Raw genomic sequence first — 11,905 nt, forward strand, 5'->3', positions numbered from 1 at the left:
TAGCGACCTCATGGCAGCCAATCCCTCAGAAATCGAAACACTGGTCCAGAACCGCAAGTATGCGGCGGGGTTCATCACCGACATCGAGTCGGACAGCGTGCCGCCCGGCCTGTCGGAAGACGTCGTGCGGCTGATCTCGGCCCGCAAGCAGGAGCCGGAATGGCTGCTCGAATTCCGTCTCAAGGCCTATCGTCGCTGGCTGACGATGCGCGAGCCGCGCTGGGCGCATGTGCAGTATCCGAAGATCGACTATCAGGCGATCTCGTACTACTCGGCGCCGAAGTCGATGAAGGACGCGCCGAAATCGCTCGATGACGTCGATCCGAAACTGATCGAGACCTACAACAAGCTCGGCATCCCGCTGCGCGAGCAGGAAATGCTGGCCGGCGTCGTTCCCGACCGGCCGCAGGTCGCGGTCGACGTCGTCTTCGACTCGGTGTCGGTCGGCACGACCTTCAAGAAAAAGCTCGCCGAGGCCGGCGTGATCTTCTGCTCGATCTCCGAGGCCGTGCGCGAACATCCGGCGCTGGTGAAGCAGTATCTCGGCACCGTCGTGCCGTTCGCCGACAACTTCTACGCGTCGCTGAACTCGGCCGTTTTCACCGACGGCTCGTTCGTGTTCGTGCCCCGGGGCGTGCGCTGCCCGATGGAACTGTCGACGTACTTCCGCATCAACGAACGCAACACCGGCCAGTTCGAGCGCACGCTGATCATCTGCGAGGACGACGCCCACGTTTCGTATCTGGAAGGCTGCACCGCGCCGCAACGCGACGAAAACCAGCTGCACGCGGCGGTCGTCGAGCTGGTCGCGCTCGATCGCGCCGAGATCAAGTACTCGACCGTGCAGAACTGGTATCCGGGCGACGAGAACGGCGTCGGCGGCATCTACAACTTCGTCACCAAGCGCGGCGACTGCCGCGGCGTCGCCAGCAAGATCTCGTGGACGCAGGTCGAGACCGGCTCGGCCGTGACCTGGAAATACCCGAGCTGCATCCTGCGCGGTGACGATTCGGTCGGCGAGTTCTATTCGGTTGCCCTCACCCATCATCGCCAGCAGGCCGATACCGGCACCAAGATGATCCACCTCGGCCGCAACACGAAGTCGACGATCGTCTCCAAGGGCATTTCCGCCGGCCACGGCCAGCAGGCCTACCGCGGTCTCGTGCGCGTCGGCGAAAAGGCCGAGGGCGCCCGCAATCACACGCAATGCGACTCGCTGCTGATCGGCTCGAACTGCGGCGCCCATACCTTCCCGTACACCGAAGTCCGCAACCCCACCGCGATCGTCGAACACGAAGCGACGACTTCGAAGATCGGCGAAGACCAGCTCTTCTATTGCCGCTCGCGCGGCATCGGCGAAGAAGACGCCGTGTCGATGATCGTCAACGGCTTCTGCAAGGATGTCTTCAAGGAACTGCCGATGGAGTTCGCGGTGGAAGCCCAGAAACTTCTGCAGGTTTCCCTGGAAGGGGCCGTGGGGTGAGCACCGATTTCCACAGGAAATTGAAAGCCACATTGCGTGGCTTTCAAAGGCGCGAACGCCCGGCCATGGATGGCCGGGCCGGGGGTTATTCATCGAGCAGCCGTCGCGCCATGGACGGCATCCCAGAACAAACCAATGACTGACATGACCAAGCTTCTCGAAATCGAAAATCTGCACGCCAGGATCGGCGACAACGAAATCCTCAAGGGTCTGGACCTGTCGGTCGGCGCCGGCGAGATACACGCGATCATGGGCCCGAACGGCGCGGGCAAGTCGACACTGTCGAAGGTGCTGGCCGGCGCCGAGGACTATGTCGTCACGTCGGGCACGATCCGCTACCAAGGCCAGGACATTGCCGAGCAGTCTGCCGAGCAACGCGCGGCACACGGCATCTTCATGGGCTTCCAGTATCCGGTCGAGATTCCCGGTGTCAGCAACATGATGTTCCTCAAGGCTGCGGTCAACGCGCAGCGCAAGGAGCGCGGCGAACCGGAAATGGCAGCCAACGATTTCCTCGCCTGGGTCCGCCATCGCGTCAAGCAGATGAAGATGGACCCGGCGATGCTGTCGCGCGGCGTCAATCAGGGTTTTTCGGGCGGCGAGAAGAAGCGCAACGAGATCCTGCAGATGCTGGTGCTGGAGCCGAAGCTGATGGTGCTCGACGAAACCGACTCCGGCCTCGACATCGATGCGCTGAAGATCGTCTCCGACGGCATCAACGCCATGCGCTCTCCGGAGCGCGCGACCATCCTCGTCACGCACTACCAGCGCCTGCTCGACTACGTGCAGCCGGACTTCGTGCACGTGCTGGCGGCGGGCCGCATCGTCAAGAGCGGCGGCCCGGAACTGGCACGCGAACTCGAAGAAAAAGGCTACGGCTGGCTGCAGGCGGCATGAGCGACATCCACGCATCCTGGGGCGAGGCGTTTGCGCGCTTCGCCGGTGGCCTGCCCGCCGTCGATCACGCGGCACGCAGCGCCGCGTTCGACGAGTTCATCCAGCACGGCATGCCGGACGACGCCATCGAGCGCTGGCATTACACCGATCTCAGCGCCTTCCCGAAAAAGCCCGTGCAGCTGGCGACAGCGGCAGCGCTCGGCGGCTATGCACGCTGGCAGTTGAGCGGTTGCGACGAACGGATCTGGCTCAACGCCCGAAACGTGGCCGGCGCGTCTTCCGCGACCGCTTCGCTGCCGAGCCTCGATGCGCACGCCGGCATCGCCGGATTGCACCGCGCTTTCGCGCAGCCCGGCCTGCAGCTCGACGTCGGCCCCGGTACGGCGCTCGCCCGCCCCGTTCATGCCCTGACGGTCACGACCGCCGATGCCGACGGCGAGATGACGCACCTCGCGCATCGCATCTCGCTGGCACGCGGTGCCGCGGCCACCGTGATCCTGCAGAACGTCGGCCTGCCGGGGGCAACGCGCTTCTCGACGCAAAGCCTCACGGTCGAGCTGGCCGAACAGGCGCAGCTGACGCTGATTCGCGTGCAGGACGAAAGCCGATCGACCACGCAGTGGCTGCAGACCGACGTCAACGTCGGCCGCGACGCCCGTTTCCAGCTGGTCAATGTCGATCTGGGCGGCAAGCTGATTCGCAACGACTGGCGCGTCAAGCTCACCGGCCCCGGCGCATCGACCGAACTCGCCGGCCTGTTCGCTGCCGACGCCCGTGTCCATCTCGACAACCAGTACGAGATCGACCACATCGCCCCGCACGGCACGAGCCATCAGTATTTCCGCGGCCTCGGCTTCGGGCCGAGCAAGGCGGTGCTGAACGGCCGCGTCGTCGTGCGGCCCGGCGCGCAGAAGACGGACTCCGAGCAACGCATCGCCAACCTGATGCTGGCCAAGGGCGCGGAAATCGATGCCAAACCCGAGTTGGAAATCTACGCCGACGACGTGAAGTGCGCGCACGGCGCGAGCTGCGGACAGCTCGACGATACGGCCGTGTTCTACCTGCGCACGCGCGGCGTCCCGGAAACCCAGGCACGCGCGCTGCTGACCTACAGCTTCATCAACAGCGTGCTTGAAAGAATTGCGCACGCCGGCTTGCGCACGCGTATCGCGCGACAGGTGACCGCGCTGCTGGGGGCCGACCTCGACTTCGACGCGATCGGAGATCTGTCGTGACCGCCGGTGTCGGAATCGAAAAGCCGGGCGACGTCGCACCGGCCACCCTCGACCTGCAGGCGATTCGCGCCCAGTTCCCGATCCTGGCCGAGCGCGTGCGCGGCAAGCGTCTTGCCTACCTCGACAACGCCGCGACCACGCAGAAACCCGAGGCAGTGCTGCAGGCGCTCGATCACTACTACCGCACGTCGAATGCCAATGTGCATCGCGCCGTGCACGAGCTGGCCGAGCGTGCGACCACCGCCTACGAAGGCGCGCGCGACCGCATCGCCGCGTTCATCGAGGCGCCGCGCGAGCAGATCGTCTTCACGCGCGGCACGACCGAAGGCATCAACCTCGTCGCACGCAGTTTCCTGCAGCCTCGCATCCAGCCAGGCGACGAAGTGCTGGTGACCGGCATGGAGCATCACTCGGACATCGTGCCCTGGCAGCTGGCTGGCGCGAGGACCGTCGCCGCACCGGTGCTCGACGACGGCTCGCTGGATTTCGACGCCTGGCTGAAACTGCTGAGCCCGCGCACGAAACTGGTTGCCGTCGCACAGATCTCGAACTCCCTCGGCACGATCAACCCGATCGCCGACATCATTCGCGAAGCGCATGCGCGCGGCATCCCGGTGCTGGTCGACGGCGCGCAGGGCATCGCTCATCTGCCGGTCGATGTGAAGGCGCTCGACGTCGATTTCTACGCGTTCTCGTCGCACAAGCTCTACGGACCGACCGGCTTCGGCGTGCTGTACGCGAAGCGCGAGCATCTCGAAGCGATGGAACCCTGGCAGGGCGGCGGCGACATGATCCGCACCGTCGCCTTTGAGGGCAGCACCTGGAACGAGGTGCCGTACAAGTTCGAAGCCGGCACGCCCGACATGGCCGGCGCGATCGGCTGCGCCGCAGCGATCGACTGGCTCGATGCGATCGGTGTCGAAGCCGCGGCTGCGCATGAACATGCGCTGCTGGAGTACGGCACGCAGCGCATGGCGGAAGTGCCAGGCCTGCGCATCATCGGCACTGCGCCGCACAAGGCCGGCATCCTGTCGTTCGTGATGGACGGCGCGCATCCGCAGGACATCGGTTCGATCCTCGACATGGAAGGCGTCGCGATCCGCACCGGCCATCACTGCACGATGCCGCTGATGGAACGCTTCGGCGTGCCGGCAACCGCGCGCGCGTCGCTGGCGATCTACAACGGCGAGGACGACATCGATCAGCTCGTCGCGGCGCTGCACAAGGTGCGCCGACTGTTCGGCTAGTCAGCGCACGTCACAGCTGTGCTCTCGAGCACCGATCCCGGACCATTATCGACAAATCGACGGCAAGGCCCCGCAACACATCGCGCCGCGACGCTCAGGTCGGCGCGAATGTCAGCGTGAAATTCGGCACATCGGTATCGATGATCGTCTGGCTGGAATCGATCTTTATCTTCTCGAAATATCGCCGCACGGCTTCGACAAATGCCGCATCGCTGAACGAACTGGAGACGATGCGGCAGTCCGTGACCCAACCGAACTGATCGACTGTGAACGACAGCGTGATGCTGCCGCCGTTCGACAGGTTTTCGATCGTGCGCCGTGCACGAAACATCGCGTGCAGCGTGATCAAGGCTCGCTCGCGAATACCCGTGAGAATGTCCGCCGAATCCCAGGCAGTCAGCGAATCGAAGCTGGGTGGCTGTGGCTGCATGTGCGCGACATTCCTGAAGGTCGGAAACGGCGCGACAGGAAAGTCGATTTGCTCGTGAGCAACGAATGCGCCGAGTGCAACATCGCTCATCGACGGTGCTGGCTGCGCGCCGTTCGAATCCTTGTAGGCCTGCAAGGATGCGATAACCCGGCGAGCATCCATGGCCCAGAGCACGTCATCAGGCAGTGGCGCCTGGTACATGTCGACGGTGCCGGATGCGTTCCAGGTCTGAATGGTGGTGCCGGGGACGTAGTAGTACGAGTAACCACCGCCGCGCACGGGCATCGCCGTCACTGGCGCCGCGCCATGAAGGGCCGCATCTCTGCGGATCGCCGGCGCCTCGCCAGGCGTAGCGACAGCGGGTGTCCATCGCCACTGCGAATCGATGCTCGAACTTTGCGCCGGCGGCTTCTCGCCGGGATGAATCACCAGATACTGAAAGCCTTTCTCGAGCGTCAGCTCTGCGCAGCGATACAGCCACAGATTGAGCACATGCTCCTTCTGGGCGTACCCATTGCCGTTGAAATACACCCAGTATTTGTGATCGGTGATCGCCTTTTCGCCAAATCCGCCTCCCGCCAGATTGAGAATGCCTTGCTTCTGGTAAGGCGTGGCGCAACTGCATAAGGCGAGCAACAGCGACAGAATCAACACGCGGACAGACAGCTTCATCGTTCCCCCCCGGTAACGAAGTCACACCTTGATATCGTAGCGGTACACCACGCTTCGCGCATCGGATTGCACGAGACCGATTTCATCTCGTATCCCGCAGCAGCGGATCCTCTGCCCGAGATCCGGCAATGAGCGCAAGCCCAGGTCGGGTTTGTGAATCCGGACTATCGATCGCCTTGCAGCTAAATGACCCGATTTCGCACCGCCGCCGAAGTCCGGAGTCGAACATCCGGCAGCCGCAGGTCGGGGGGAGTTTGCGAGTCCCGACGACCGGCCAGAGTCCACCGCACAGGAGTGCGGACCATTGCTAATGCAGATTCTGTCGCTCCGGATCGCCATTCACTTCGCGTGACAGGCGCTGCTGCGAATCGGCGCTGAGATCGTTCGGGCTGCGGTGCGTGTCGTAGTAGTCGCCGATCTTCTCGCCGACACTTTTCCTGACGGGCACTGCGTTGTCGGCACCGGGCAGACTCTTCAGCAGCTTGGCGAGCTTGTGATCGGATTCGCCGAACACATCGTCCGGCGTGACGATGACGGTGGGCACCGGCGCGTCGGCCTGATCCGGCGGTGATGCCGGATCGCTGGTCTGCGGCGCGGGCGCTGGCGTTGCGCCTGACGCCAGTGGCGCGAACGCGACCAGCAGCACCGCCGAGATGATGGCACGCTGTCCGGCGACACGCTCTGGCCTCGCGCGAACTCGCATCGATCACTGCCCTCCGTCAATACACCGGCCGCCCGAGCCGGACAGAAGCCGAGTGTGCGCTATGTCAGCGCTCCAGCGTCAAGACCATAGCCGACGCCGTAGACGCTGCGGATCGGATCGCCGCCTTCGAGGTGGTCGCGCAGTTTGCGACGCAGGTTCTTGATGTGGCCGTCGATGTTGCGCTCGTAGCCCGAGAAGTCGGTGCCGCGCACGCGCTCCAGCAGCTGGGCACGTGACCAGATGCGCTGCGGCTGCGACAGGAAGCTGGCGAGCAGCTCGAACTCGATCGGCGTCAGCGTCAGCAACTCGCCGGCCACGCGCGCCTGATGGGCCGCGGCATCGAGCTGCAGCGCGCCGACCACGAGCGCGCCGTTGCCGGGCGCCGACGGCAGCAGGCGACGCAGCACGGCGCGTGCGCGCGCCACCACCTCGCGTGGACTGAAGGGCTTGCAGATGTAATCGTCGGCGCCGAGTTCGAGGCCGATCAGGCGATCGATTTCGTCGACGCGGGCGGTGAGCATGATGATGGCCGGGTCCGGACCGCGGGCACGCAGCGCGCGACAGATATCGAGACCGTCGCGCCCCGGCAGCTGCAGATCGAGAATCAGCAGCTGCGGCGCAAAGCGTGCGATCGCCGCATCGGCTTCGTCGCCGCGATGGATCACCTCGACCGTGAAGTCGGCGTGCGCGAAATAGTCGCGCAGCAGCGCGGCGATCTTCGGATCGTCCTCGACGACCAGAACGCGCGCGCTCATGACCGCCCCAGCGGCAGCTCGAAACGGATTTCCAGGCCGCCGCCGTCGGCGCGTTGCGCGGCGATCTGCCCGCCATGCGCCTCGACGATCGAGCGGCAGATCGCCAGGCCCAACCCCGAGCCGCCGCGATCACGGCTGCGCGCCGCATCGACGCGATACAGACGATCGAACAGTTTCGACAGCGCCGCGTCCGGCACACCGGGACCGGCGTCGCGCACGCATACGACAACACGCCCGGACTCGACGTCGAGACGCACGCGGATCGGCCCCGGCGCCTGCGCATGGCGCAGCGCGTTTTCGAGCAGATTGACCAGCACCTGCTCGATCCGCTGCGCATCGATGTCGACCGGCACGGAGCGCGGCGGCGGCTGCCACTGCAGCGCGAAGCCGAGCTGACTGCAGCGGCCCTGCCAGCGCTGCACCAGATCGCCGACCAGCGCCGACAGCTCGCAGGCTTCGCGCTGCAGGTGCAGGCCGCTGGATTCGGCGAGCGCGAGCAGATGCAGATCGTCGACCAGGCCCTGCAGCCGCAGCACTTCCTGATGCAGCGAGCGCGTATTGGCCGCGTCCGGGCGGCGCACGCCATCGATCAGTGCCTCGATCTCGCCACGCAACACGGCAAGCGGCGTACGCAGTTCGTGGGCGATGTCGGCCAACCACTGGCGTTGGCGCAGGTCATAGCGCTCCAGCGCTTCGGCAAGGCGATTGAAGTCCTCGGCAAGGCGACCCAGCTCGTCGCCGGAGGTCACGGCGAGGCGCGTGTGGAATTCACGCTGGCGCAGCGCCGCAACGCCACCGGACAAGCGCCGCAGCGGACGCAGGATCAGCGTCGACAACAGCGCAGCCAGCAGCGCCGCGAGCAGCAACGCGCCACCACCGACCGCATACAGACCGCGCGCCTGCCGCCTGGAAAACTCGGCGTCGACATCGCCCTCGCCGAGCGGAATCGGCGGCCGCTGCACACGACCGACGAGTTCGCCGTCGACGACGATCGGTTCGACCAGCGCGTCCGGCACCAGCGCATTCGGTTCGCCGCGAATCATCGCGCCGTCGCGATCGACGATGGTCAGCGGTGGTGGCGGCCGTCGCAGGTGCTGCGCTCCCACACCCGGCGGCGGCATCGGCCGCGTGCGCGGATCGGTTTCGCGCACGGCCTCGCGCAGATCATGCGTGCGCCGGTAGGCCTCGGCGATCTCGCTGGCGACCTGGCGCAGATGATCGTGCTCGCGTTCTTCCAGATAGCGCGAAAAACTCTTCGTCGTGTACTGGCTCATCACCAGCAGCGTGCCGCCGAGCAGGGCCGCGGCCGCCACCAGCTGCAGCGCGAACAGCTTCCAGAAGAGCTGCGATTTCATCGCCATATCTTATCGACGAGTCGGCGCCGTAGTTGTCGATCACAGCGTATGCACGCAGTTTCCGCACGGTTTCCCCACATTTGCCGACTACGGTGTGCGCCATCGCTACGACAGGACAGGAGACCCACCGTGCCGACCCCGAGCTTGCCGCGCATATTCCCCGCGTCGGCCATGCTGCTCTGCGCCGTGCTTGCCGCCTGCGGCGGCGGTGCGGCCGACAGCGGCACCGCCGCGCAGGGCACGACACCGACCACACCGGCGACACCGACCCCACCCGCGCCGACGCCGACGGCCCTCGACCAGACCCTGCGCACCCGCATCGATGCGCTGCAACTGAGCGGCAATCCGGCAGCAAATCTCGGCGTCGAGAACATCGACGATCCGCTGCCGCAGCTCGGCATGCGCCTGTTCTACAGCAAGAGCCTCGGCGGCAACTTTGACAGCGCCTGCGTCAGCTGCCATCACCCGGACCTCGGCGGCGGCGATCGGCTGTCACTGCCGGTCGGCGTCGCCGCCATCGATGCCGATCTGCTCGGCCCCGGCCGCGAAGCCGCCGACGGCGTGCTGCGCGTCGGCCGCAACGCGCCGACCACGTTCAACGCCGCCCTCGCCGATCGCGCGCTGTTCGACGACGGCCGCGTCGAAAGCCTCAACCCGCAGCCCGGCGCCAACGGCGCCGGTGGCGGCATCCGCACACCGGACTCGGCCTTCGGCGTCGCCGACCCGAACGCCGGCAGCACGCTGCCAGCCGCACAGTCGCGCTTCCCCATCGTCACACCGGAGGAAATGCTCGGCACCCTGCTGCCGAACGCCGATCACGACACGGTGCGTACCCATCTGGCGCAGCGCATCGGCGGCTACGGCGCCGCCGCCGGCGAGCTCGCGCGCAACAACTGGCTGCCGCTGTTCCAGTCGGCGTTCGGTATCGCCGGCAACGCCCGCAGCCTGGTCACCGACGCCAGCATCGCCACTGCCATTGGCGCCTACGAGCGTTCGCAACTGTTCGTCGATACCGACTGGCGGCGCTATGTCGAAGGTGATCTGACGGCGATCTCCGACGCTGCCAAACGCGGCGCCACCCTGTTTCTGACGCCCGCCAATCAGGGCGGCGCCGGCTGCAACGCCTGCCACCGCGGTGACCTTTTCAGCGACCAGAATTTCCATACCGTCGCGTTCCCGCAGATCGGCCCGGGCAAGGGCGACGGCGCCAACGGTGACGACGACTTCGGCCGCGAACGCGAATCCGGCAATGCCACCGACCAGTACGCCTACCGCACGCCGTCACTGCTCAACGTCGCGCTGAGCGCGCCTTACGGCCACGCCGGCGCCTACGCGACACTGACCGACGTGGTGAACCACTACCGCAATCCGCGCGGCTCGGTCGCCAACTACGTCAACCAGCACGACTGGTGCGTGCTGTCGCAGTTTGCCGACCTGTCCACTGCCAGCTGCAACGCGTTGTTCCCGGATGCCGCCGCCAACAGCAATGCCGCACTCGCCAAGCTGCAGGCCGATCGCAATGCCGGCCGCCTGTCGATCCCGAACATCCAGATCAGCGATGGCGATGTCGCCGACATCGTCGCCTTCCTGAACACCCTGACCGACCGCTGCGCCGCCGACGCGAGCTGCCGCGCGCGCTGGATTCCGCCGCGCGACGGCGGCCCGGACGGCGAGCAGCTCGACGCGGTCGACGTCAACGGCAACCCCCTCTGAAACCTGCCACGGAGCACAACATGTCCGGAAAATTTCTCGCCCTCGCCGCCCTGTGTGTCGGCATCGTCATCAGCAGTGCTGCCTTCGCCGGGATGCCGCAGCCGCCACAAGGCACCACGCGCCACATGCAGGGCCCGCCGCCAAACCTCGATCGTATGGCGATGACCAACCTGATCATCACCGCGCTCGAGCTGCGCACCGGCCGCTCGGCCGATGAGATCAAGCGCATCATCGGCGATCGCCCGCCGCACGAAGCCGCTGACGAACTCGGTATCGACCGGGAAACGATGAAAGCGATCTGCGATCAGGCGCGCAGCACGCTGCTCGACAGGGCGGTGCAGGCGCAGATGATCACGACGGAGCAGGCGGCGACGTTGAAATCCATCCCGCCGCCACGGCCACGGTCCGGCACAAATTGAAGAACGCGCCTACGACGGAGCACACATATCCGCGACTCGTCGCGTCGATGACCATCGAGCAAACCGCAAATAGACCCAGTCAGTACATCCTCCCCTCAAAGGAGACCCCAGCGCCGGAGCGAGGCTTGCTTCGATCAGGAGGAGCGTCGCAATAGCCACAATCGCTTCCCGCGGTACAGTACTGACCGCTCGATTCGACAACGAACGCACCGACGATGCAGTTAGCTTCGGTGCGCACGGCACCGACACACGAAAGCCAGCTGCGTTCGTTGCCAAAGCCTTGATCGGACACAGCGGCGCGACGGGTCGTTCGCGAAAAGACGAGTACCTTCCAACCAAGATCGGCCACCAAATGCCGTCACTTCGAGCACGTTGCAGTGTTCGCCAACCACCGCCGTCACCACCGAACCTGTTGCGCAAGTCTGGACATCGCGTGCACATCGACATAAGTGCCGTCGCGGAACGCGTACTCGCGAAATGTGCCATCCACGACGAAGCCGAATTTCCTGTACAAGCCGATCGCGGCCTTATTGTCGGTATAGACCGACAACTCGATCCTGCGTATCGCAAGCCACCGCTCTGCCATGTCGATGGCAGCTGCCATCAACGCGCTGCCAACCCCGCGTCGCCGTGCATCGCCTTTGACACCCATGCCGATATTGGCAACATGCCTGCGGCGAGGTGAGGCCTCGACCAGCAGCGCCAGTTGTCCCAGCACCTCGCCTCCATCACAGGCAACGAAGCTGTAGGCTCCGTCCGGCAACACACCAAGCTTCCTGGTCCAGGCAGCAGCCGATGGCAATGGCAACTGCAAGGTATTGGCATAGACCGCGGGCTCGGCATAGATCTGCCGAATCTGCTCTATGTCCCGATCATCACTATGTCGAACTTCCAACGCTTTCATCGCGATCCCCTGACGTGAAGCCATTCGGCGGGACCAACAAAAAACCCGCCTGGTGGCGGGTTTTTTGGCAAGCAGCCAGCATTATCCCCACC

At 65.4% G+C, this 11,905-nt stretch carries 11 protein-coding genes; 6 read left to right on the plus strand and 5 right to left on the minus strand.

Annotation, left to right across the window (positions count from 1 at the left end; translation table 11 throughout):
• Positions 1 to 10 precede the first annotated feature (10 nt).
• The 4 genes from sufB (at position 11) to G7Y85_RS01955 (ending at position 4,862) form a co-directional block, all read left to right on the plus strand.
• Positions 11 to 1,483, plus strand: coding sequence for a Fe-S cluster assembly protein SufB (sufB, locus tag G7Y85_RS01940; protein WP_166250989.1), 1,473 nt, complete (start codon positions 11 to 13; stop codon positions 1,481 to 1,483).
• A gap of 144 nt (positions 1,484 to 1,627) precedes the next feature.
• Positions 1,628 to 2,380 (plus strand): Fe-S cluster assembly ATPase SufC, encoded by a 753-nt coding sequence (gene sufC, locus G7Y85_RS01945; protein WP_166250991.1) that lies wholly within the window; start codon positions 1,628 to 1,630, stop codon positions 2,378 to 2,380.
• Positions 2,377 to 3,615, plus strand: coding sequence for a Fe-S cluster assembly protein SufD (gene sufD / locus G7Y85_RS01950; protein ID WP_166250993.1), 1,239 nt, complete (start codon positions 2,377 to 2,379; stop codon positions 3,613 to 3,615). Before sufC ends, sufD begins: the two co-directional genes overlap by 4 nt.
• Entirely contained in the window at positions 3,612 to 4,862 is a 1,251-nt protein-coding gene (locus tag G7Y85_RS01955; protein ID WP_366514901.1) for a SufS family cysteine desulfurase, read from the plus strand. Before sufD ends, G7Y85_RS01955 begins: the two co-directional genes overlap by 4 nt.
• A gap of 94 nt (positions 4,863 to 4,956) precedes the next feature.
• Here the strand turns inward: G7Y85_RS01955 and G7Y85_RS01960 are convergent, their stop codons facing one another.
• The 4 genes from G7Y85_RS01960 to G7Y85_RS01975 form a co-directional block, all read right to left on the minus strand.
• Entirely contained in the window at positions 4,957 to 5,964 is a 1,008-nt protein-coding gene (locus tag G7Y85_RS01960; protein WP_166250995.1) for an energy transducer TonB, read from the minus strand.
• Positions 5,965 to 6,271: 307 nt separating this feature from the next.
• Positions 6,272 to 6,667, minus strand: a complete 396-nt coding sequence (locus G7Y85_RS01965) for a hypothetical protein (RefSeq protein WP_166250997.1) — start codon at positions 6,665 to 6,667, stop codon at positions 6,272 to 6,274.
• A gap of 59 nt (positions 6,668 to 6,726) precedes the next feature.
• Positions 6,727 to 7,422, minus strand: coding sequence for a response regulator transcription factor (locus tag G7Y85_RS01970; RefSeq protein ID WP_166251000.1), 696 nt, complete (start codon positions 7,420 to 7,422; stop codon positions 6,727 to 6,729).
• Entirely contained in the window at positions 7,419 to 8,777 is a 1,359-nt protein-coding gene (locus G7Y85_RS01975; protein ID WP_166251002.1) for an ATP-binding protein, read from the minus strand. The genes G7Y85_RS01970 and G7Y85_RS01975 overlap by 4 nt, the downstream gene beginning before the upstream one ends.
• A gap of 129 nt (positions 8,778 to 8,906) precedes the next feature.
• On the opposite strand from G7Y85_RS01975, the gene G7Y85_RS01980 reads away from it, so the two are divergent.
• Both G7Y85_RS01980 and G7Y85_RS01985 read left to right on the plus strand, forming a co-directional pair.
• On the plus strand, positions 8,907 to 10,490 hold the full coding sequence (locus tag G7Y85_RS01980; RefSeq protein ID WP_166251004.1) for a cytochrome-c peroxidase: 1,584 nt from the start codon (positions 8,907 to 8,909) through the stop codon (positions 10,488 to 10,490).
• 20 nt (positions 10,491 to 10,510) lie between these two features.
• A complete protein-coding gene (locus G7Y85_RS01985; RefSeq protein WP_166251006.1) occupies positions 10,511 to 10,909 on the plus strand; it encodes a hypothetical protein in 399 nt (132 codons plus the stop codon).
• Between the two features lie 397 nt (positions 10,910 to 11,306).
• Here G7Y85_RS01985 and G7Y85_RS01990 read toward each other — a convergent pair whose 3' ends face one another.
• Positions 11,307 to 11,813, minus strand: coding sequence for a GNAT family N-acetyltransferase (locus G7Y85_RS01990; RefSeq protein WP_166251008.1), 507 nt, complete (start codon positions 11,811 to 11,813; stop codon positions 11,307 to 11,309).
• Positions 11,814 to 11,905: the final 92 nt, after the last annotated feature.

The organism is Solimonas terrae, assembly GCF_011067135.1.
GTDB classification, from domain to species: Bacteria; Pseudomonadota; Gammaproteobacteria; order Nevskiales; family Nevskiaceae; genus Solimonas; species Solimonas terrae.

Excerpts from the sequence above, each read along its gene's own strand:
- G7Y85_RS01965 (WP_166250997.1), bottom strand. The coding sequence starts at position 6,667 with ATGCGAGTTCGCGCGAGGCCAGAGCGTGTCGCCGGACAGCGTGCCATC.
- G7Y85_RS01985 (WP_166251006.1), top strand. The coding sequence starts at position 10,511 with ATGTCCGGAAAATTTCTCGCCCTCGCCGCCCTGTGTGTCGGCATCGTC.
- G7Y85_RS01970 (WP_166251000.1), bottom strand. The coding sequence starts at position 7,422 with ATGAGCGCGCGCGTTCTGGTCGTCGAGGACGATCCGAAGATCGCCGCG.
- G7Y85_RS01990 (WP_166251008.1), bottom strand. The coding sequence starts at position 11,813 with ATGAAAGCGTTGGAAGTTCGACATAGTGATGATCGGGACATAGAGCAG.
- sufC (WP_166250991.1), top strand. The coding sequence starts at position 1,628 with ATGACCAAGCTTCTCGAAATCGAAAATCTGCACGCCAGGATCGGCGAC.
- sufD (WP_166250993.1), top strand. The coding sequence starts at position 2,377 with ATGAGCGACATCCACGCATCCTGGGGCGAGGCGTTTGCGCGCTTCGCC.
- G7Y85_RS01960 (WP_166250995.1), bottom strand. The coding sequence starts at position 5,964 with ATGAAGCTGTCTGTCCGCGTGTTGATTCTGTCGCTGTTGCTCGCCTTA.
- G7Y85_RS01975 (WP_166251002.1), bottom strand. The coding sequence starts at position 8,777 with ATGAAATCGCAGCTCTTCTGGAAGCTGTTCGCGCTGCAGCTGGTGGCG.
- sufB (WP_166250989.1), top strand. The coding sequence starts at position 11 with ATGGCAGCCAATCCCTCAGAAATCGAAACACTGGTCCAGAACCGCAAG.